This is a genomic window from Clostridium pabulibutyricum (genome assembly GCF_058242705.1).
On record NZ_JBZAYZ010000016.1, the window covers coordinates 25108 to 47727 of the forward strand.

At 36.3% G+C, this 22620-nt stretch carries 10 protein-coding genes, 1 riboswitch and 1 other annotated feature; all 10 genes read left to right on the forward strand.

The features are described 5' to 3' along the window. Positions 1-103 precede the first annotated feature (103 nt). The 10 genes from AC4CVH_RS14085 (at position 104) to AC4CVH_RS14130 (ending at position 22533) form a co-directional block, all read left to right on the forward strand. On the forward strand, positions 104-1201 hold the full coding sequence (locus AC4CVH_RS14085; protein WP_490788380.1) for an Ldh family oxidoreductase: 1098 nt from the start codon (positions 104-106) through the stop codon (positions 1199-1201). Between the two features lie 57 nt (positions 1202-1258). Further along, positions 1259-1465 (forward strand) — a binding site (T-box leader). A gap of 47 nt (positions 1466-1512) precedes the next feature. Further along, the gene (gene proS, locus AC4CVH_RS14090; protein WP_490788381.1) at positions 1513-2949 is read left to right on the forward strand and encodes a proline--tRNA ligase; all 1437 of its coding nucleotides are present in this window, start codon (positions 1513-1515) and stop codon (positions 2947-2949) included. Positions 2950-2968: 19 nt separating this feature from the next. Next, the gene (gene pepV, locus AC4CVH_RS14095) at positions 2969-4360 is read left to right on the forward strand and encodes a dipeptidase PepV (RefSeq protein WP_490788382.1); all 1392 of its coding nucleotides are present in this window, start codon (positions 2969-2971) and stop codon (positions 4358-4360) included. 185 nt (positions 4361-4545) lie between these two features. Beyond that, on the forward strand, positions 4546-6408 hold the full coding sequence (gene ftsH, locus AC4CVH_RS14100) for an ATP-dependent zinc metalloprotease FtsH (protein ID WP_490788383.1): 1863 nt from the start codon (positions 4546-4548) through the stop codon (positions 6406-6408). Between the two features lie 40 nt (positions 6409-6448). Next, entirely contained in the window at positions 6449-8605 is a 2157-nt protein-coding gene (locus AC4CVH_RS14105) for a HelD family protein (RefSeq protein WP_490788384.1), read from the forward strand. Positions 8606-8611: 6 nt separating this feature from the next. Continuing rightward, positions 8612-9652: a [FeFe] hydrogenase H-cluster radical SAM maturase HydE gene (gene hydE, locus AC4CVH_RS14110; protein WP_490788410.1), complete on the forward strand. Its 1041-nt coding sequence runs from the start codon at positions 8612-8614 to the stop codon at positions 9650-9652. Positions 9653-9683: 31 nt separating this feature from the next. Continuing rightward, positions 9684-10994 carry a M18 family aminopeptidase gene (locus AC4CVH_RS14115; RefSeq protein WP_490788385.1) on the forward strand — a complete coding sequence of 437 codons (1311 nt, stop codon included), beginning with the start codon at positions 9684-9686 and terminating at the stop codon, positions 10992-10994. Between the two features lie 72 nt (positions 10995-11066). Next, positions 11067-11245, forward strand: a riboswitch (Lysine riboswitch). 76 nt (positions 11246-11321) lie between these two features. Continuing rightward, complete coding sequence (locus AC4CVH_RS14120; RefSeq protein WP_490788386.1) at positions 11322-12524, forward strand: aspartate kinase; 1203 nt, start codon at positions 11322-11324, stop codon at positions 12522-12524. Between the two features lie 21 nt (positions 12525-12545). Then, positions 12546-13844 carry a diaminopimelate decarboxylase gene (lysA, locus tag AC4CVH_RS14125; protein WP_490788387.1) on the forward strand — a complete coding sequence of 433 codons (1299 nt, stop codon included), beginning with the start codon at positions 12546-12548 and terminating at the stop codon, positions 13842-13844. 97 nt (positions 13845-13941) lie between these two features. Next, positions 13942-22533: a GH36-type glycosyl hydrolase domain-containing protein gene (locus AC4CVH_RS14130; protein WP_490788388.1), complete on the forward strand. Its 8592-nt coding sequence runs from the start codon at positions 13942-13944 to the stop codon at positions 22531-22533. The last annotated feature ends 87 nt before the right edge of the window (positions 22534-22620 follow it).

Consider the following 22620-nt stretch of genomic DNA (forward strand, 5'->3'; position numbering starts at 1 on the left):
AGAAGGTTGTTGAAGTGCATTTTAATTCAACGGCCTTCTTTCGCTTTAAAGCATTATAATGTGTGGTATAATTAAACAAATAAAAATCGAGGGGGACTAAAAGGTGGCGTACACAAAAGTTGAATATAGCGGATTGAAAAAGATGTGTAATATTGTTTTTGAAAAATTTGGTTTTACAGAAGAAGACAGTGACACAATAACTGATGTCTTGCTGCTTTCTGATTTGTTTGGAATTGAATCTCACGGGATTCAGAGACTCGTTAAATATTATGATGAAATAAAGCAGGGGCTCATAATAGTGGACTCAAATCCCAAAATACTCAAAGAAACTCCTGTATCCGCAGCTATTGACGGACAGGCAGGCATGGGGCAACTTATAGGAAAAATGAGCATGGAGATAGCTATAAAAAAGGCCAAAACTTCGGGTATAGGCATGGTAACTGTAAAAAACTCCAATCATTACGGTATAGCAGGTTATTATGCGAGAATGGCTGAAAGACAGGGACTGCTTGGAATATCCATGACTAATTCTCCTGCAGTTATAGTGCCTACGTTTGGAAAAGAGGCTATGCTTGGTACAAATCCTATTGCAATTTCAATGCCGGCAGAGCCTTATCCTCTTCTTATTGATATGGCAACAAGCGTTGTTACAAGAGGAAAGGTGGAAGTTTACCACAAAAGGCAGGAACCTCTTCCAATGGGATGGGCACTTGATGCTGACGGATGCGACACTTCGAATCCAGAGGATGTTTTGTATAATGTTCCGAAACATCTTGGAGGAGGAATAGTTCCTCTTGGCGGTTCAAAAGAGCTTACAGGAGGTCATAAGGGATATGGATTTGCACTTTCTGTAGAGCTTTTTACAGCAATTCTTTCAGGCGGTCTTACAGGAAATTATGTGCATCTTGACGGAAAAGGTGGTTCGGGAACCTGCCATTATTTTTGTGCAATAGATTATGGAATATTTGGTGACAAAGAGGATGTTAAAAATGGTCTTTCTACATATTTAAAAGAACTCAGGAATTCAAAAAAGGCTAAAGATGCACATAGAATATATACTCATGGAGAAAAAGAAATTGAAGCTTACAATGACAAAATGAAGAATGGAATTCCTATGAATGACAAAACACTTCAGGAAATATGTGATATATGTGTATATTTTGATATAAAACCCGATCTCTATATAAAGAAATTAGGATGATTGGTTATTGACAATATGGATTCCATATTCTATCATAGAATTTGATCGTTATATTTATATTTTACTGTGAAGAGGATTAGTAGGTGTATGCTCTTTTTTAGAGAGGAAATTATGGGTGAAAAATTTCTACTGAAGCTATATCGAACCTGCCTTGGAGTTCTGTAATTAAAATTACAGCGGCATTTGTCGTTAAAATTAAGAGTGAATATGTTCTAATAATATGTTAATTAGGGTGGCACCGCCGATACAGTCTCGGTCCCATAATGTGGGATCGGGGCTTTTTATTACAAAAAAACTGGAGGAAATTTATAATGTCAAAATCAAAAAAACTTGTAAAGGAAATAACATCTAGAGATGAGGATTTCGCACAGTGGTATACGGATATAGTAAAGAAAGCTGAGCTTGCAGATTATTCAAGTGTAAAAGGATGTATGATTATAAGGCCATATGCCTATGCTATGTGGGAGAGTATACAAAAATATCTTGACGGAAGGTTTAAGGAAACAGGACACGAAAATGTATATATGCCGATGTTTATACCAGAGAGTCTTTTGCAGAAAGAAAAAGACCATGTAGAGGGATTTGCACCTGAAGTCGCATGGGTTACACAGGGAGGAAATGACAAGCTTACAGAGAAGCTTTGCGTGAGACCTACATCGGAAACTTTATTTTGTGAACATTATGCGAAGATAGTTCAGTCATATAAAGATCTTCCTAAGCTTTACAATCAGTGGTGTTCTGTTGTAAGATGGGAAAAAACTACAAGGCCGTTCCTTAGAACTACCGAGTTCTTGTGGCAGGAAGGTCATACAATACATGAAACTAAAGAGGAAGCTCAAAATGAAACTATAAAAATGCTCAACATATACGGGGAGCTTTGTGAAGATGTTCTTGCAATACCTGTACTTAAAGGACAGAAAACTGAAAAAGAAAAGTTTGCAGGAGGAGATTCAACTTACACTATAGAAGCACTTATGCATGATGGAAAAGCACTTCAGGCAGGTACATCACATTTTCTTGGACAAAATTTTGCAAAGTCCTTTGGAATGCAGTATTCCGATAAAGATGGAAAGCTTCAATATGTTTATCAGACTTCCTGGGGAGTTACTACCCGCCTTATAGGAGCCATTATAATGGTTCACGGTGATGACAGTGGACTTGTAATGCCGCCTAGAATAGCACCGATACAGGTTGTTGTTGTTCCAGTTGCTCAGCACAAGGAAGGAGTACTTGAAAAGGCTTCTGAACTTAAAGAAAGAATATCGAAGGTTGCCAGGGTGAAACTTGACGATACCGATAAGATGCCGGGCTGGAAATTCAGTGAATACGAGATGAAAGGTGTTCCGATACGTCTTGAAGTTGGACCTAAGGATATTGAGAAAAATCAGGTTGTACTTGCAAGAAGAGATACTGGAGAAAAAATATTTGTATCTATGGATGAAATTGAAACAAAAATACCGGAACTTCTTGATGATATTCATAACAACATGCTTGAAAGTGCAAGAGAATCTGTGAAAAACAAGACACATGCAGCTTTAAACATGGATGAATTCAAAGACATAGTGGAAAATAAAACAGGATTTGTAAAAGCAATGTGGTGCGGTGACATGGCATGTGAAGACAAGATAAAGGAAGAAACGGGAGCTACGTCCAGGTGTATTCCGTTTGAGAAAGAAAATATATCTGATACATGTGTATGTTGTGGAAAAAAGGCAAAACACCTGGTATATTGGGGCAGAGCATATTAATTGTAAGGAGAGGTTCATTATGGATATAGATGGCAGGGTTGAAGAAATCAAGAATGATATAATAAAATCTATTCAGGAAGTTGTTAGAATTAAAAGCGTGACTGAAAGTCCAAAGCCGGGAAGACCGTTTGGTGACAATATAGGCAGGGCTCTTGAAAAGACTCTTGAGATTTCAAGAAATCTTGGATTTAAAACTGTAAACATGAATGGATATATGGGATATGCAGAATTCGGAGAAGGCAGAGACTACGTTGGAGTACTTGGACATCTTGATGTTGTACCGGAAGGTGCAGGATGGAAGTTCCCACCATATGGTGCTGAAATCCATGATGGAAAGATTTATGGAAGAGGTACTATGGATGACAAGGGGCCTATAATTACTGCGTTATATTCTCTAAAAGTGCTGAAGGACTTAAAATTGCCGCTTTCCAAAAGGGTAAGGATAATATTTGGTACTGATGAGGAAAATGGATGCTCGGAAGTGGATTATTATAATAAACGTGAGAATCCGCCTGTTTATGGTTTTACACCGGATGGAGAATATCCTATAATATATGCTGAAAAAGGAATAACTACCTTCAATATGGTTAAAGATATCAAAGGTACAGGTAAAAATGGTAGTATTATAAGATATATAAAAGGTGGATCACGTGCAAATGTAGTCCCTAACTATTGTGAGTGTGGATTGGAAGTCAGTGATAAATCAAAAATTTCTGAAATTGTACACAGCTTATCCGAGAAGAATGGATTTGATGCAAAAACTGAAATACAGGGAGAACTTTTTGTAATAAAAGTAACTGGAACAGCAGCTCATGGAAGTACGCCCGAACTTGGAAAAAATGCTGTTATGCAGATGTTAAAGCTTGTTGGGGATTTGAATATTGAAAGGTCCGCCATGACAGATTCCATTGATTTTTTGAACAGGTATATAGGATTTGAAACTGATGGAAGTTCATTTGGTGTAGCAATGGAAGATGCTGAATCGGGTAAGCTTACTTTCAATGTTGGGGCTGTAGATGCCTGTGAAAATAAAATATCTGTTTCGTTGAACCTTAGATATCCTGTGACTTTCAAGTATGATGACATGATGAAGCCGTTCGAACTCAGAATAGTAGATACAGGATTTAGAATTGAAAATATGGTTCATCAGAAGCCTCTGTTTTTCCCGGAAGATCATCCACTTATAAAGATACTCAAGAAGGTTTATACTGAACAAACAGGAGAAGAAGCAAAACTTTTGGCAATAGGTGGTGGAACATATGCCAAGGATATGCCGAATATAGTAGCCTTTGGGCCTATGTTCCCGGGAAGGCCGGAAACTATCCATAATGCCAATGAATATATAGAAATTGATGACGTGGTAAAAAATGCAAAAATATATTCCCATGCCATATATGAACTTGCAAAGTAATATAAAATAGATATCGCTCAATCTCTGGAAGACTTTTAAAAGTATAATCATAGGTCTTTTGGAGATTTTATTTTAACCAGGTTAATTAAAATTGAAAATAAAATAAAAACTTTTATTTATCTATTAGGAAAAATCATATTTATTGTTATAATATTAAGTATAGATGAGTAAAGTGGAGGACAAAAATGTTCAATAATAAAAAGTTTAGTGGGAATAAATGGAAATATACTGCGTATTATGTTTTGGTTGTTCTTATAATAATGTTTTTGCTTAATGATTATATGAAAGGATTAAAATCCGAGCATGTTGATTACAGCAAATTTATGAATTATATAAATCAAAACAAAGTTTCGGAAGTTCAGATAAATAAAGATAAACTGGTCATAATACCAAAGAAAAGTGTTGGTGGCAAGATTATGTACACTGAAAGAGTTGAAGATCCTGATCTTGTAAAAAAGCTGACCAAGGCGAATATAAAATTTGGTGGAGTTCCACAGGAAAATTCCATAGTGAAGAATTTATTTACGATATGGATAATTCCAATTGCCATTCTGGCAATTGTATGGAAAATTTTTCTTGGAGCCTTTGGTAAAAAAATGGGCAGTGGTGTAATGTCTTTCGGAAAAAACACGGCCAAAATATATGCTGAAAATGAAACCGGAGTGAATTTTGGGGATGTGGCCGGGCAGGAAGAGGCAAAAGAGTCACTTGTTGAAATAGTCGATTTTCTGCATAATTCTCAAAAGTATGTAAATATAGGAGCGAGACTTCCAAAGGGAGCACTTCTTGTGGGACCTCCGGGAACAGGAAAAACACTTCTTGCAAAAGCAGTAGCAGGAGAAGCAAAAGTACCGTTTTTTTCCATATCTGGTTCAGCATTTGTAGAAATGTTTGTAGGTATGGGTGCCGCAAGGGTCAGGGATCTTTTTCAGCAGGCTCAGGAAAAAGCACCCTGTATAGTTTTTATTGATGAAATAGATGCTATAGGAAAGAGCAGAGAGGGAAACATATCTGGAAATGATGAGAGAGAACAGACATTGAATCAGCTTCTTGCAGAAATGGATGGATTTGATTCTTCAAAAGGAGTTGTTATACTTGCTGCCACAAACAGACCTGAGGTCCTTGACAAGGCACTTTTAAGACCGGGAAGGTTTGACAGGCGTGTAATAGTTGATAGACCTGATTTGAAGGGAAGAGAAGATATATTAAAAGTGCATATAAAAGGTGTAAAAGTATCGGAAAATGTTGATTTGAATTCTGTTGCAAAATCAACTCCAGGTGCAGTAGGGGCAGATCTTGCGAATATAATAAATGAGGCTGCTCTGAGAGCTGTAAAGAACCGCAGGAATTCTGTAAAACAGGAGGATCTTGAAGAGGCGGTTGAAGTAATAATAGCAGGCAAGGAGAAAAAAGACAGGATATTGTCTCCGGAGGAAAAAAAGCAGGTTGCATATCATGAAGTCGGTCACGCACTTATAGCTGCCCTTTTGAAACACACGGATCCAGTACATAAGATAACTATAGTTCCGAGGACCATGGGTGCACTTGGATATACGATGCAGTTGCCTGAAGAGGAAAAGTATTTGAATACAAGGGAAGAAATACTTGACCAGATATGTGTTATGCTTGGCGGAAGGTCGGCGGAAGAGGTAAAATTCAACAGTATATCTACAGGAGCTGCCAATGACATAGAGAGAGCCACGCAAACAGCCAGAAACATGGTTACAATGTATGGTATGACAGATAGATTCGATATGATGGCTCTTGAATCAATGCAGAATAGGTATTTGGATGGAAGACCTATCCAAAATTGTAGCGCGGAAACGGCGTCTATTATTGATGATGAAACGCTAAAAATAATAAAAAAGTGTCATGAGAATGCTAAAAACATATTGTCTCAAAATATGGAACTGCTAAATCGAATATCCATGACTCTTGTGGAAAAGGAAACACTTATGGGAGACGAATTCATGAGTATTATACATGAATATAAGAATCCTGAAAACGACAGTGATGTAAAAGAGCAAAACAACTTACTTGATGAATAATGTTTATTTTACTATGTCGCATAAAGATGGAGAGAATTTTATGAGTAAGGATGAATTGGAAAGGGAACTTAGAAGAGAAATTGAATTGAACAAGGAAAAGGATCATCTTGTTGATGTGATTAATGATATAAACAAAGAGATAATTGAGCTTGTTGACAAAAGAAAAGAAGTGGTAGAATTCATATTGAAATACAGGGAAAAAAATCTTGAGGAATACAGGGATGATGAAGATAAAGGAATTGAATACTTTAATCACGAGCTATATGTAAAAGAAGAGCAGTTCAAGTTGATTGAAAAAAGGCTTAGGGAATTGACAATCCTTATATCGTCACCTTATTTTGGAAAAGTAGACTTTGAAGACAAATATGGCAGGATGAATATATACATAGGAAGATTTGGTGTTACGACAGGTGACTATGAACCGCTTATAGTGGACTGGAGGTCACCTGTAAGTTCACTTTTCTATCAGGGCAAACTTGGAGATTCAAGTTACACTGCACCTGAGGGTTGTGAAGCGGCGGATATCATCTCAAAAAGGCAGTTTATAATAAAAAATAGAAGGCTTGAAGGGATGTTTGATTCAAGTTTGAATGTGAAGGATGACATACTTCAGTTTGTATTGAGCAGAAATACTGATGACAAGTTAAAAGATGTAGTCATGACCATACAGAAGGAGCAGGATAATATAATAAGACAGCCAAGAAAAGGGGCTATGGTTGTCGATGGAATTGCAGGAAGTGGAAAAACAACAATAGCATTGCATCGTGTGGCATATCTTTTGTATAACTACAGAAAGGAACTTCAAGATAAAGTACTTGTTCTTGGACCAAACAGCATATTTATAGATTATATTTCAATGGTTTTGCCGAGTCTTGGAGAAGGAGGGGTAAAGCAGTCTACATTCAGGCAGTTTGCGTCTGAAGTCATAAGTGAAATTGAAGATACTATGGATTTCAAGTCATATATGGAAAGGCTGCTTGATGACAAAATTAGTCTTAAATCCGAAGTGAAGTATAAAAGATCTCCAGAGTATATTAAAGATATGGATTCTGTTGTGGAGAAGGTAGAGAAAATTTATCTAAATGCCAGGGATATAAAATTATATGACAGTCTAATAGTTTCAAAATCTGAAATACAGGATATGATTTTTGTTGATTTTAAAGCTATGCCTCTTTTTAAGAGGGTTGACAGAACGTGGAGAATAATTTGTTCAAGGGTTAATGAAGAAAGAAATAGAAGAGTTGGAAAAATACAGAAGGACTATGAAGAAATGCTGTCTCAAATGAGCGAAGATCAAATGAATGACAGGGCGGCAGATCTTGAGTTCAAAAGGAACACAAGTATAAGAAAGGTTATATCGGATGTTATGCTCACAAAGAGAAAAGCTTTGGAATGGATAAGAAAACCGGATGTGACCTGTATATATAATGAGTATAATGAAAATAAAGAAATAATATATGAAGATCTTCCAGCCATACTCTATTTAAAAATAAAACTTGAAGGGCTAAGGTACAGCAGCGATATAAAGCACATAGTCATAGATGAAGCACAGGATTATTCGATGCTTCAGTTTAAAGTGATAAGAGAACTTACAGGGTGCAGCTCATTCACAATTGTGGGGGATGTCAATCAGAGAATCATGCCAACTGATGAAGCATGTGCAATGTTAAACATCCAGCAGATATTTGAAGATATGGATGTCAAGTACTTTTCTCTTAAAACTGGTTACAGGTCTACACGTGAGATTATGGAATATGCGTCTAAATATCTCAGGGAAGATGATGTAACAGGTGTTAGAAAAGGTGATGAAGTTCAAGAATACAAGGCGGAGGATATTGAATTTCTTTTGAAGGGAATACTTAAGAATATTGGAGAATTCAAGGAAGATGGATATGAAAGCATAGCAATAGTTTGTAAAACCTTGAAGGAAAGCAGGGTTATCTACAAGGCCATTTCTGAAAAAATTCATGTGAGTTTATTTGATAGTGAGGACATAGTGTATTCAAAAGGCGATGTTATACTTCCAAGCTATTTTGCCAAAGGTTTGGAATTTGATGCTGTTTTGATGATTGATAGTTTCGAGGATTCATCAGATGACTCCAGCAGACTTAAGTATATAATGTCCACAAGAGCCTTGCATAAGTTGTGCGTATATAAAATATCTTTTGAACTTAATCTATATGATGAAAGGATTTGAATTGTGATGAAAAATTTGCTTGATGTGATAAATGATGCTGAATCGAGTCACGATATTTCAAAAGAAGATATAGTGAGATTGTTTCAAGACAGTACATATGATGGTGAATTATTCAACGCTGCAGACAGAGTAAGACAGAAGTATGTTGGTAATCAGGTACACTTGAGGGGACTTATAGAGTTTTCGAATATATGCAAAAGAAATTGCATGTATTGTGGATTAAGGCGGGAAAATGACAATATAGAAAGGTACAGGATAGAGCCGGATGAAATTATAGAACTTGCAAAAAAGGCTGTTGGATATGGATATAGGACACTTGTCATGCAATCAGGGGAAGATGATTACTATACGGTTGATATATTAAAATACATAATATCAAATATAAAAAAGTTGAACGTTGCCATTACACTTAGCATAGGAGAGAAAAGCTTTGAGGAGTATAGGGCTTACAAGGATGCAGGTGCTGACAGATATCTCCTTAGAATAGAGACAACAGATCCTGATTTATACATGAAAATGGATCCTGGAATGAGCCATGCAAACAGAAAAAGGTGTCTTGTGGATTTGAAAAAACTTGGTTATGAAGTTGGAACAGGATGTCTTATAGGACTTCCGAATCAAACAGTGGAATCACTTGCAGATGATGTGCTGTTTTTTAAAAATATAGATGCCGACATGATTGGTGTTGGACCGTTTATCCCGAATGATGACACACCTCTCAAAGGTTCCAAGGGTGGAAGTTTTAATATGGCAAGAAAATTTGTTGCAGTAACAAGGCTTCTTATGCCTGATATAAATATTCCGGCTACAACGGCTATGGAAACTCTCACTCCAAATGGAAGGGCATTGGTGCTTCAAAGTGGTGCAAATGTAGTTATGCCGAATGTTACAGAAGGAGTTTACAGAAAACTTTATGCACTTTATCCGGGGAAAATATGTACAGGTGATACCCCAAGGCATTGTGTAAACTGCATAACAGGAAAGATTGTAATGATAGGAAGGGAAGTAGCAGCTACAAAAGGCTTTAGGATGAAAGCCAAAGGCTGACTGTATTAATTGTTTAAGGAGAGGTTTGTATATGAAAGACAGAAAAAATGCATACAAGAATGCTGAAAGTCTTATAAATTATATTTATGATAGTCCAACTGCATTTCATGCAGCAAAAAATTCAATTTCAATTCTTAAAAAAAATGGATTTATAGAACTTTCAGAAGGAGATTCATGGAATCTTGAAAAAGGCAGCAGATATTTTGTAACAAAGAATCAATCTGCACTTGTAGCTTTTATTGTAGGAGAAGGCGAAATTGAGAAGGATGGATTTAGGATAATAGCAGCACATAATGATTCTCCGGGATTTAGAATTAAACCAAACCCAGAGATAAAGTCCGAGGGTGAATATATAAAACTCAATACCGAGGTGTATGGCGGACCTATAATAAACACATGGCTTGACAGACCTCTTTCTTTTGCAGGAAGGGTTGTGGTCAGAGGTAAAAATCCATTTTCGCCGGAAATAAAGTTTATAAATGTCAAAAGACCTTTGATGTTGATACCAAATCTTGCAATACATCTCAATCGAAGTATGAATGAAGGCGTGGAACTAAACAGACAGAAGCATACTCTTCCTCTGGTTTCAACTGCAAGTGGAAATTTTGAAAACTTTGGATGTATAAAAGAAATAATTTGCTCTGAGCTTTCAGTCGAGGAAAGTGAGATACTTGATTTTGACCTTTTCCTTTATGAGTTTGAGAAGGGAAGTGTGATTGGAGCGGATAATGAATTCATATCCTCTGGAAGATTGGATGACCTTAGCATGGTGTATTCGGGCATAACTGCAATTTCCAATTCAAAAGTTTCAGATGCCACGAATTTAATGGTTTGTTTTGACAACGAAGAGGTGGGAAGTACGACAAAGCAAGGGGCGGATTCTCCAATGCTTTTTTCAGTAATGGATAGAATATCATCCTGTCTCAGAAAGAAGAAAGAAGATTTTTACAGGGCTATATCAAAATCATTTATTATATCCAGTGATCTCGGGCATGCACTTCACCCTAACTATCAGGAGAAATGTGATCCTGTAAACAGACCAATAATAAACAAGGGACCTATTATAAAGATAAGTGCAAGCCAAAGTTACACAAGTGATAGTGTTTCAAGTTCTGTGTACAGTGAAATTTGTAGGAGAGCAGGAGTTCCTGTTCAAATATTTGTAAACAGATCTGATGAAAGAGGAGGTTCAACCATAGGACCAATATCTTCAAGTCATATAAATATAAACTCTGTAGATATGGGAATAGCTGTGCTTTCAATGCATTCCGTAAGAGAACTTGGAGGCGTGGATGATTGTATGTACACTCTGAAGTCATTTAATCAATTTTACAATTTATAATATTTATAGTTGAAATATAAAAATATTTATGTTAAACTTAGAACAATTTATCAACATAAAAACAAAAAAGATACCTAGGGTAGAGGTGCCACAACCAAAAGTACCTGTTTCTAGCCGGCAGGCGTTGAGATACAGGAAAAGGGGTTCTGGCCGAAGAAGATGACTTGGCAAAGTTTTCTTTTGGATTTACACATAATATGTGTAAGCCTGTCACTTGATTCGTTTTAATCTGGTGGAGAGCTACAAGGTGCACACAGGATTGCATAATTTGCAGTAGAGGTGTTCCTTTGCTGCATTTATTTTTATAAAGTTTTAGGGAGTGATATTGTGGCAATTGTCGTTCAAAAATATGGAGGAAGTTCTGTCAGTACAGTAGAAAAGATAAAAAATATAGCGAGGACCGTGGTGGATAGAGAAAAATCCGGTGACAGTATGGTTATTGTAGTGTCAGCCATGGGGGATACTACTGATGATCTTATAGATCTTGCAAAGGAGATTACGGAAAATCCTGATAAAAGGGAACTTGACGCACTGCTTTCAACCGGTGAAATGAAGTCATGTGCTCTTCTTGCAATGACCATCAAGGCAATGGGTTATGAGTCCATAAGTTATACCGCATACCAGATAGGAATCAAAACAAGTGGCCAATATGGGAAGTCACTTATAGAAGATATAGATGGGAAGAAGATTAAAAAAAGTCTGGACGAGGGTAAAATAGTTATTGCAGCCGGTTTTCAGGGAATAAATGAAGATGGAGATATAACTACTCTTGGAAGAGGCGGATCTGACACCACAGCGGTTGCCATAGCTGTAAAGCTTGGCGGGACTTGTGAAATATACACCGATGTTGATGGAATATACAGTGTCGATCCGAGAGAGTATAAAGATGCCAAAAAATTATATGAGATAGATTATGAGGAGATGCTGGAACTTTCGAGTCTTGGGGCGCAGGTCATGCATCCGAGATCCATAGAGCTCGGCCAAAAATACAACATACCTATATATGTCGGACTTAGCAATAGTAAAATAAGAGGAACCATTATAAAGGGGGAAAGCAACATGAATATGGAGAATAAGCCTGTAACTGGAATTGCAACCAGTGATGATGATGTAGTAGTAACTGTAAAGAATATAAACGGGGATATAAATCTGATATCAAATCTATTTGAAAGTATAGCAAGCAAAAAGATAAACATAGATATGATAAGCCAGACTGCGCCTATAGACAAAAAAATAAATATATCTTTTACAATACCTAAAGTTGATCTTGGCGAATGTCTTGAAATACTGAAAGAGCATTGTGATGTTGAGAGTCAGGTTGACATAGATGAAGATATAACTAAATTCTCTATTGTGGGGATTGGAATGAAAACAACTTCCGGAGTAGCGGCAAGAATGTTTAAATTGTTTAGGAAAAACAATATACAAGTGAAAATGATAACTACATCTGAGATAAGAGTTACATGTGCAATAAAACACGAAGATAAGCTTAAAACGGTCAAAATTGTCGCAAAAGAATTTAATCTTTAGTAAATGTCTGGAGGAAGTTTCGTGAAACTATTTGACGATATGAAAGTTAAAAACAACAGATTGTATATAGGTGAGGTTGATGCATCTAAAATAGCGGCAGAATTTGGAACACCATTGTATGTTATTGATGAAAAACTGATAAGGAACAAATGCAGCAGATATTTTACTTCTTTTAAAGCAGATAAAGGCAGAAATAAGGTAGCATATGCGGGAAAGGCATTTTTAACACTTGCTATGTGCCAGATCATAAAAAGTGAGGGGCTTTTTTTGGATGTGGTATCTGGTGGAGAATTGTATACTGCATATAAAAGTGGATTCCCCATGGAAAAAATTTATTTCCACGGCAATAACAAAACAATCGACGAAATTAAAATGGGTGTGAAGCTTGGAATAGGCAGTTTTGTAGTAGATAATGTAGAAGAACTTGCGAATATAAATAAAATTGCAGAACAAGAAGACAGAGTGCAGGATATTATGCTTAGGGTTACTCCGGGAATAGAGGCACATACCCACGATTATATAAAAACGGGCCAGATAGATTCGAAATTTGGATTCAACATGATTGACGACAATATAATAAATACCATTAAAGAAGTATTGAAGTTTGAAAATATAAAGCTTAAGGGATTACACAGCCATATAGGTTCACAGATATTTGACATTGAGCCTTATTGTGAGGAAGTAAGAATAATGCTTGCTTTGATAAAAAAGATAAAAGAGGATTTATCAATTGATATTGAAGAACTTGATCTTGGGGGAGGATTCGGGATATATTATACAGCTGGAGACAATCCGAAACCTATAGAAGAATTTTGCACTGCTATACTGGAAGAAGCAGACAAAGAGGCGCGTAAACTTGAGATCAATCTTCCATGTCTTGTAATAGAGCCGGGAAGATCGATAATAGGAAATGCAGGCACCACGCTTTATACTGTTGGAGCTATAAAGGATATTCCAGATGTACGAAAATATATATCTGTGGATGGAGGAATGGCGGACAATATAAGACCTGCATTGTACAGGGCTGAATATGAATGTGCAATTTCAAACAGAATGTCCTCCAATCGACTGGAGAAGGTTACTGTGGCAGGAAAATTTTGTGAGTCAGGTGACATACTCATAAAAGAGGCAGTTCTCCCTGAACCCGTAACAGGCGATATCCTCGCAGTATTTACAACTGGAGCATATGGTTATTCCATGGCAAGCAATTACAATAAAGCAAGAAGACCTGCAGTGGTGCTTGTAAATGGAAAATATGTTTCTCTAATATGCAAAAGGCAGAACTTTGATGACATGATAGATGGAGAAATAATGATTTGATTTTAATATCATCCTTTCTTGAACTAATATTTTGAAGATTATTTGGAAACAATAATCAAAGCAAAATATATTTTTCACAGGAAAGGATGATATTTTCATGTCTTATGTTGTTTTTGCCATGGGTGTAATATTGGTACTTATGTTTCTTTATATAATATTTCAAAAGATTGAGGATAGAAATAATAATGTGATGAAAGACATGTATCCAATAGAAAGCACTATGGAAGAATTAAAGGAACACGCAAAAAAAATTTCATCTGTTCCATCAAAAATGAAATTAAGAAGCTGCAGAAAAAAACTGGTAAAAAGGCTTGATTCTTTTTATAAGACAATTGTGGAAAATTATAATTTCCTCGATTTGAATATTAAAAGAGGAAGAAAGGTGATTCCATGTGCCAGATGGCTTCTTGACAATATGTATCTCGTAAATAAAGAATATGTTAGTATAAAAAATAATATGCCGGATAGATACTACAGAAGTCTCCCTATAATGGAAAGAGGATATATGAGGGGCTATCCAAGAATATATTTTATTGCAGTGGAACTGATTTCAAGGGCAGAAGAAAAATTGAGCGAGGAAAACATAGAACTTTTTATAAAGGCATATCAGGAAAATACAATCCTTACTATAGGGGAACTTTGGGCATTTCCTATAATGCTCAGAATAGCATTTATTGAAAATATAAGTATGATTGCAAAAGATATAATTCAGGAACAAAAGTATAAAGATGCTGCAGATGATGCTGCTGAAGGTATAGTAAATTTGTATGATAATAATGAATCGCTTGATGAAGCTCGTGTTTCAGAGGAGATAAAGAAACTTGAAAATAAAAAGATGAATTTTACACCTGCGTTTACTGAAAGATTCGTGAAAATATTAAGGGATAATTTTATAGAAAGTCCTGATTTATACAAATGGATAGACGAACAAATTTCTAAGATAGGTATGAGTTTTAACAGTGCTGTGAGACTTGATCACCAAAATCAAAACAGCTATCAGATTTCAATGGGAAATTCTATAAACGGGATACGCAGCATAGTATCGCTTGATTGGAGAAAAAACTTTGAATCACTTAATTGTGTAGATGAGATATTAAAAAAAGATCCTGCAAGGGTATATAGAAAAATGGACTTTGAGTCGAAAGACTATTACAGACATAAAATAGAGAAAATATCGAAAAAAACGGGTCTATCTGAGATTTTCATATCAAGAAGTGCTCTGAAATGTGCCGAAAATCACATAAATGAAGACTTTAAATCTCATGTGGGCTATTATTTGGTAGATAAAGGAATCGGAGAACTTTCTGAAATTGTTGGAAAAAACCTGACTGGATACGGTATACATATGAATCCAAACATATATGTTGGAATTATAATATTTTTGACTGTATTTACAAGTGGCGTATACAGCAGAATTTTCAGTGGAGGGGGGGAGCGTATAGTAACATTTTTACTTGCCCTTATTCCTTTAAGTGAGATAGTCATATCAATTTTTAACTGGAGCATAAACAAGCTTAGTTGTCAGAGATTCATACCTAAAATTCAATTTGAAAATGGAATACCTGAAAATTGCAGCACTGTAGTTGTAGTACCTGTAATATTTGATAATGTGAAAAAAATAAAAGAAATTATAAAGGATGTTGAAGTTTACTATCTTTCAAACGAGGAAGATAATTTGTATTTTTCCATTCTGGCTGATTTTTCCGACAGCAGTTCAAAAGTTGAAAAGAAAGATGAAGTCATGGTAAAGACAGCTGTTGACATGATAAAGTTATTGAATAAAAAATATTCTCCCGGAGAAAAAGATAAGTTTTATTTTATGTCAAGGTGCAGAAAGTACAATGAATCTGAAAAAAAGTGGATGGGTTGGGAAAGAAAACGTGGAAAGCTCATGGAATTCAACCGTCTTGTAAGAGGAGATCAAACTACAAGTTATGATGTGATAAGTGGAAATATAAAAAACTTGTATAATGTAAAATATGTGATAACGCTTGATGCCGATACAATACTTCCGAGGGATTGTGCCAAGAAACTTGTAGGTGCCATGGAGCATGTTTTAAATGTGCCGCATGTTTCAGATGGAAAAATTGTTAGAGGACATGGACTGATACAGCCGAGAATAAGTGTTGGAACTGTAAGTGCGGGAAAAACTTTATATTCCAGTGTGTTTTCCGGAGAAACAGGGATAGACATATACACAACTTCCATATCTGATGTCTATGAGGATATGTTTGATGAAGGCATATTTACAGGCAAGGGAATATATGATGTAGATTCTTTTATGAGTGTACTTGAAAACAAAATACCTGAAAATACTGTCCTCAGCCATGATTTGCTGGAAGGTTCCTATGCCAGGGCAGCTCTCGCTGAAGACATAGAGTTTGTAGATGGATATCCTTCAAATTATATTTCAAGTTCTAAAAGGCTGCATAGATGGGTGAGGGGTGACTGGCAGCTTCTTCCCTGGATTTTCGGAAAAATGAGGGGCGAACTTAATTTACTTTCAAAGTGGAAAATATTTGACAATCTAAGAAGAAGTATGACGGCACCTGGTGTAGTTGTATTTTTCCTGTGGTCACTGACTGCTTTGAAGAAACCGGAAGCGAGTTTTATTATAGTTATTTTAACGCTTATATGCCCGGTGTTTTTTAATGTATCAGATTCTATAGTGCTCCCGGACAAAGGCATAAGTTTCTCAGATCGAATGGAGGGAGTAAAACTTGCTCTTGAACAGTTTTTGCTGATATTTGCATTCTTGCCGCATAAGGCCTTTCTTATGCTTGATGCAGTGTCAAGGACCTTGTACAGGATATATGTAAGTGGTAAAAATCTTCTTCAGTGGCAGACTGCGGAAGATGCCGAAAAAAAGTCTGGAAAGTCTATGAGGGACTATATAAGACTGATGTATCCTGGAAGTGTTTTGGGAATTATATTTCAGATTGCAGCTTTTTTTAATTCAAAAACTGCAGGATTTATTATCATGCCCTCCTGTATTATGTGGATTGTTTCGCCATGGATTGCTTATACTTTGGGAATGGATAGAAATTATTCGAGAAAGCTTCCTGACAAGGATAAAATGAAAATGATAAAAAATATTGCAAGGCGTACCTGGGCTTATTTTGAGGATTTTGTGACAGAAGATACGAATTGGCTTGCTCCGGATAACTATCAGGAATATCCAAAGAAGGGAATTGCATTTAGAACGTCTCCTACAAACATGGCAATGAATATGGCATCAAATATAGCTGCCTATGATATGGGATATATAAGCATTGACAGGTTGGGTTTCAGGCTTGCAAATATAACCTCAAGCATGAAAACACTTGAAAGATGCAAGGGACATTTTTACAATTGGTATGATATAAAGACAAAAAAGCCTCTTGATTCCTATATATCTACTGTAGACAGTGGAAATCTTGTTTGCTATTTTTGGCTTCTGGAGAGTGCCATAGAAGAATACCTGCAGAGTCCAATTTCAAATAAAAATTTACTGGATGGGATTTATGATACAGTAAATATTGCAAATGAAGAAATCAAGGATAACTGTGGTGTTCAAGGCGTATATGAAGAAGATATAAATAATTGGTGCAATACTGGAGTAGCAAACAGGAAAATTCTTGAGATGCTTAGCAGGCTTAATGAAAAATCCAGCAGGATAATTGAAAATTACAGTGAATTTTACTGGAGTTGCAAAGTAAAAAGTAATTCACAGGATTTTATAAACTTTGTGGATAAATATATGCCTTTTATTGTGGATAACTTTTATCAAAAACTTCAAGATGATTCGTGTAATAATGTGGAGTTAATCGAAAAGTTAACCTATATTGTTAGTGAAGCTTCACTTCGTGATGTACCGTCTGGAATTGAGAAAATACTTGAATATATCAATGAAAAATATGAATCTTGTGCAGGTTCAGAAGAATTTAAGAAACATTTGGTGTCTGCTGAAATAAATATAAAAACACTTGTAAATGAGCTTGAGTCTGTAAAGTTGGAATTAGAGAATATGGAACTTGAGCATGATTTCTCCATACTGTATGACAAAAAAAGAGGGCTGTTTTCTATAGGTTATAATGCTGAAAGAGATTCAAGAGATAAAAGTTATTACGATCTTCTGGCGTCTGAAGCAAGGCAGGCAAGTTTTGCAGCTATAGCTAAAGGTCAGATTAGTCAAGAAAACTGGTTTAAAATGGCCAGATCAATGATTTCCGTCCGGAATAAAAAGCTTCTTGTTTCATGGTCTGGCACTATGTTTGAATATCTCATGCCACTTATAATAATTAAAAGTTTTTCAGGCACGCTACTTGAACAAACTTATAAAAATGTGGTTGAAGTCCAAAGGATGTATGGCGATAGTAAGGGAATTCCATGGGGAATATCGGAGTGTGCCTATTATAGTTTTGATTCAAATTCAGTCTACCAATACAAAGCTATTGGAGTTCCTGAGACTGCTCTTGACAGAAATATAGATGACGGTCAGCTTGTAGTGGCTCCATATGCCTCGGTAATGTCACTTCTTGTTGATGCACCGGCCGCATCTCAAAATATAGAGAGACTTCAAAAACTCGGCCTTGAAGGAAGATATGGACTTTATGAGGCTTTCGATTGTGTAAAGAATAAAATTATAAAGTGCTTTATGGTTCATCACCAGGGAATGAGTTTGCTTTCTATAGACAATGTTGTTAAAGGTAATATCCTTCAGAATAGATTTCATAGAGTACCTAGGGTAAGGGCTTCTGAGATGCTGCTTCAGGAAAGAATTCCTAAAGCTGTGGTATATAAAAACTTCAGAAAAAAATACATTTCATATGAAGGCCAAAGTGAAAAAATTGTAATGCCAGAAAGGAAGTATTCTTCTCTAAATACAAAATATCCTGAAGTAAACTTGATGTCGAATGGAAAATACTCTGTTATGGTTACTAATAACGGAGGAGGGTACAGCAGAAAAGGTGATATGTTTGTTGGAAGATGGAGAGAGGATCCCGTGAGGGACAATACAGGAATGTTTTTTTATATAAAGAATATAAATTCTAATGAATACTGGAGCGCGGCATATCAGCCTTGTAAATATTATGGAGAAAATTACAAGGTGGTGTTTTCAGAAGATGCATCAGAGTTTCAAAGGGTTGACGGTAACATAAAGACATGTATGAAAATTACTGTTTCTCAGGAAGATGATGTTGAGATAAGAGAAATTTATTTGACAAATAAGAGTCAGCATACAAGAAGTATTGAAGTTACAAGCTATATGGAAGTAACTCTCGCATCGTATGCTTCTGATATTGTACATCCGGCCTTTGGAAATTTATTTATAGAAACCGAATTTGTAGAAAATCCATTTTGTATCGCTGCAAGCAGGAGATCAAGGGGTAAAGATGCTGAAAGAAAATGGGCTTTTCAGACAGTATGTGTACAGGGAAAAAAAATTGGACCTGTACAATATGAAACGAACCGTGAAAGATTTATAGGAAGAGATAGAAATCTTGAAAATCCAAGAGCGATGGATAGTGATGTAGAACTTTCAGGAACTCAGGGAGCTGTTATTGATCCAATAATAAGCATTAGGGTAAAGGTGGAAATAGATCCGGGTAAAACCTGCAGACTGGCATATACTACAGGTGTATCAAATTCTAAAAACAGGATAGTTGAAATGGCAAGAAAGTATTCTTCTATGGACAATATAGAAAGAATGTTTCAGCTGTCTTTAAATGAAGCATATATGAGGATGAAATATCTTGGACTCAGGGCACAGCATGTTAATATATATCAGACTATGGCATCAAAAATACTCTTTATGAATGATACTATGAAAAAAAGAGAAAACTATATTGTAAATATAAATAGGAGCCAATCTGCTTTATGGAAATATGGAATTTCAGGAGACCTGCCGATTGTATTTGTAATAACAAGAAAATATGATGATATTCATATAGCAAGGCAAATTTTAAGTACTCATGAGTACCTTTCAATAAAAGGTCTCAGGTTTGATCTTGTTATCCTTGATATGGAGGAAGACTCATATATGCATCCACTGCAGGATGAAATAAACAAACTTATTGATTCAAGTCATGCGAGAAACAGCAGAAATCAGGCAGGAGGAGCATTTCTGTTAAGTAGTGGAAATGTTTCAAAGGATGATGAGAGATTTTTAAAGGCAGTATCGAGGCTGGTGTTTGACAGCAGTGGGGGAGATCTGTCGGTTCAGCTTGGAGAAAATCCAAAAGTCAGATATGACAAGGTGGAAAGTATATATCACAGTACAAGCAAAACAGAGAGCGATTTTGTGTCAGGCGTTGATGTGAATGATCTCCAGTATTTCAATGGAATAGGTGGATTTTCAAAGGATGGGAGATCATATTTTATAGTACTTAGAGATTATAAAAACACCCCTGCTCCATGGATAAATGTAATATCGAATAAATCCTTTGGATTTCATATATCAGAATCAGGCTCGGGGTATACATGGAATAAAAACAGCAGTGAAAACAAATTGACTTCATGGAATAATGATGCAGTGGTTGATGGTGAATCCGAGGCATTTTATCTTGGGGACAATGACAGCGGAGAGGTGTGGAGTATATCCCCGCAGCCGGTGAGGGATTCTGGAAAATATGTTATTGAGCATGGCTTCGGATATTCTGTATTCAAGCATTCTTTCAAAGAAATATATGGAGAATTTACAACATTTGCAGCACTTCACGACAGCATAAAATTTTGTATTGTAGAAATTAGAAATGATGGAAAGTGTGCGAGAAACCTATCAGCGGCATATTATACAAAATTGGTTCTTGGAGTGACTCATGAATCCACGGCCCAGTATATATTTACCGGTATGAATTACAATGAAGGATATGTTTATGCAGAGAATCCATATAGCCAGTATTTTGGAAAGCTTGTATGTTATATGAAAATGATAGGTGGTGACAACCTGTCCTACACAGGAGACAGATTTGAATTTCTCGGAAAATGTGGGAGTATGGTAAATCCGTATGGCATGAGAGAACAAAGTCTTTCAAATTCGGTTGGAGCGGGATTCGATCCGTGTATTGCTGAAAAATGTGATATTTTTCTACAGCCGGGTGAGGGCAAGAAAATACTTGTGATGTTTGGACAGGGAGAGTCCATTGAAGATACGAATATAACATTGAAAAAGTATGGAAGCTTCGAGGCTGTGGAAAATGAACTTGCAGGAGTGAAAGATTTCTGGAATGATTTTCTTGGGAGAATTCAGGTATCCACACCTGATAAATCAATGGATATAATGCTTAATGGCTGGCTTATGTATCAGGTGCTTGGCTGCAGGTACTGGGCTAGAAGCGCGTTTTATCAGTCTGGCGGTGCCTATGGATTCAGAGATCAGCTTCAGGATGTAATGTCAATTGGTTATCTGAGACCGGATATAACACGGCAGCATATAGTATACAGTTCAACACGGCAGTATTTGGAGGGAGATGTTCAGCACTGGTGGCATCCGGTTGAAGAAAGCGGTATAAGAACAAGATTTTCAGATGATTTGTTGTGGCTTCCATATGTAACCGCTGATTATATTGAAAATACAGGCGACTACAGTGTACTTTATGAGGAGACGGAATATCTTGAAGATATGGAACTAAAGGAAGGTGAAGATGAAAGATATGGTGTATCCGGTATATCAAAAGTAAAAGATACCATCTATAAGCATTGTGTAAAAGCTATAAATAGAGCGTGCAGGTTTGGACAGCACAACATTCCGCTTATGGGATCAGGTGACTGGAATGATGGAATGAATACAGTTGGAAATCGCGGAAAGGGAGAGAGTGTATGGCTAGGTTGGTTTCTCTATAGTATATTGTGTAAATTTTCACCACTTTGTTTACATGTGGGAGATGACTTGCTTTATATGAGATACAGGGAAACCGCTGAATTTATAAGAGAAAATCTTGAGAAAAACGCATGGGATGGAAGCTGGTACCGAAGGGCTTATTTTGATGATGGCACACCACTTGGCTCTGTGCAAAATGAAGAATGCAGAATAGATTGTATAGTTCAGGCCTGGTCTGTAATTTCAAAAGGTGCAAAGAAGTCGAGGGCAAAGGAAGCAATGGAGGCTGTTGAAAAAAATCTTGTAAAGCGGGATAAAGGAATGGTACTTCTTTTGAATCCTGCATTTGACAGGTCAAGTCTTGAACCTGGATATATAAAAGGCTATCTGCCGGGAATAAGAGAAAATGGAGGACAGTATACTCACGGGGCAATATGGTCAATAGCTTCATTTGCAGAACTTGGATATAACAACAAGGCCTATGAAATATTCAGCATGCTTAATCCTGTAAATCATAGTAAGTCATATTTAAACAGCATGAATTATAGATTGGAGCCGTATGTTGCTGCTGCAGATGTATACAATTCAAAAAATAATGAAGGAAGAGGAGGATGGAGCTGGTATACCGGAGCTGCTGGATGGATGTACAGGTCAGGGATAGAATGCATACTTGGGCTTAAACTCAAAGGGAGTGCAGGGTTTACTGTAAGTCCATGTGTTCCGGATTTATGGAAAGGTTATTCTATGACATACAAGAAAGAAAAGTGCATTTACAATATAGCTGTATCCAGAGATGTGAATAATGGTATATGGATGGATGGACGTAGACTTTCGGATAATATTATTCCATATAAAGATGGAATACATGATATAACTGTTAAAATATAAAAAATAAAAGTCAAAGTTTATAGAGTTTTTATGGTTTTGTGGCAGGATTTTTACTAATTGTGTAGAATTTTATGATTGTAGAACACA

Bases quoted from the DNA above. Each gene is read 5' to 3' on its own strand.
- proS (WP_490788381.1), top strand. From the start codon at position 1,513: ATGTCAAAATCAAAAAAACTTGTAAAGGAAATAACATCTAGAGATGAG.
- pepV (WP_490788382.1), top strand. From the start codon at position 2,969: ATGGATATAGATGGCAGGGTTGAAGAAATCAAGAATGATATAATAAAA.
- ftsH (WP_490788383.1), top strand. From the start codon at position 4,546: ATGTTCAATAATAAAAAGTTTAGTGGGAATAAATGGAAATATACTGCG.
- AC4CVH_RS14105 (WP_490788384.1), top strand. From the start codon at position 6,449: ATGAGTAAGGATGAATTGGAAAGGGAACTTAGAAGAGAAATTGAATTG.
- hydE (WP_490788410.1), top strand. From the start codon at position 8,612: ATGAAAAATTTGCTTGATGTGATAAATGATGCTGAATCGAGTCACGAT.
- AC4CVH_RS14115 (WP_490788385.1), top strand. From the start codon at position 9,684: ATGAAAGACAGAAAAAATGCATACAAGAATGCTGAAAGTCTTATAAAT.
- AC4CVH_RS14130 (WP_490788388.1), top strand. From the start codon at position 13,942: ATGTCTTATGTTGTTTTTGCCATGGGTGTAATATTGGTACTTATGTTT.